The organism is Ruegeria sp. AI3, from assembly GCF_056541245.1.
The window spans coordinates 1-1,295 of sequence record NZ_JBQFYA010000048.1; the positions used below are offsets into that span (position 1 = coordinate 1).

1 protein-coding gene is annotated in these 1,295 nt (G+C 57.3%); it reads left to right on the forward strand.

Annotated elements, in window-relative coordinates; genetic code table 11:
* On the forward strand, nucleotides 1–1,152 hold a 1,152-nt coding region (gene terL / locus ACRZ95_RS22900; RefSeq protein ID WP_480555674.1), incomplete at its 5' end, for a phage terminase large subunit.
* Between the last annotated feature and the right edge of the window lie 143 nt (nucleotides 1,153–1,295).

A 1,295-nucleotide genomic window follows, 5' to 3' on the forward strand; every position in this document is an offset into this window, starting at 1 on the left:
GAAGATTGTCGTCGGATCATGTCTGCGCGCTGGTACCGGGAAATGTTCCCTGAAACGGTCTTGGCTAGAAAGGGCAACACCTCAGAAGAAATCCGCACCACAAAGGGAGGCAGCCGTAAGGCTGTCTCCATTGGAAGTTCTGTCACCGGTCATGGCGCTGACTACATCATCATCGATGACCTGCTGAAAGCCGGAGATGCCGGCTCCGAAGCCGAGCTGGTCAAGGCGCAGGAGTTCATTGAGGGGACCTTGTTGTCGCGCTTCGACAATCCGGCCGAAGGGCGCGTGGTTATGGTTGCGCAACGGTTGCACGAGATGGATCCGCCGGGTTTTCTGCTCGAACGCGGGACCTATCGGCATCTGAATCTGCCTGCCATCGCCGAAGACCATGAGGTGGTTCCTCTTGGGCGTGGAAGGGTCATGCGCCGCAAACCGGGTGATCTCCTGTGCCCGTCCCGTTTGGATCAGCAAACGCTGGATACCAAGCGTCGCGAAATGGGCTCGGCCGTGTTCAATTGCCAGTATCAGCAGAACCCCATTGCTCCCGACGGGTCGCCCTTGCGCTGGGAGTGGTTTGGCACCTACGAGACCATCGAAGATCGCCGCTGGTATCAGCTTGTCGTTCAAAGCTGGGATACGGGGATGTCCGCGGATCCCCGGTCTGATTTCTCTGTCTGTACAACCTGGGGGTTCCGCGAAAATGCGTGGTATCTTATCGACGTCTGGCGCGGGCAGGTAGACTACCCAGACCTGAAAGCCAAGGCACTGCAACTTGTCGGCCGTTGGGATCCCGATCGAGTCCTGATCGAAGATGCGGCCTCAGGCAAACCTCTTTTGGACGAGCTGTTTCGTGATGACCGTCGGCGCTACGAACGCATTAAACCCGACAAGGACAAGGAAACCCGGTTCCAGTCCGCTTGCGGTCCTGTCGAAGAGGGCAAGGTTTATCTGCCTGCAGATGCACCCTGGCTGCCGGTATTCAAACGAGAGCTTCAATCCTTTCCACGCGGACGCAACGACGATCAGGTCGACAGCTTTGCCCACTTTGTGAACTGGTCCAAGGGAGTGGGGTTCTATCGGGCGCTAGGCCATGATCATCAGATAAACATCGAACGTCGCGAGCGCCGTCGCGAGCGGATCAGACGGCGGTAGAATCTCGGAGTTGAGCTTTAAGACGCATCGAGCCCTGCTTCAAAGTTGGTCACCTCTATCTATCCCGCAAGCGGCCCCAATGACCGCTTGCATCCGCAAAACAGTCCTTTGACTAAAGCTGTCGGATGACTGCTTCGAGCCCA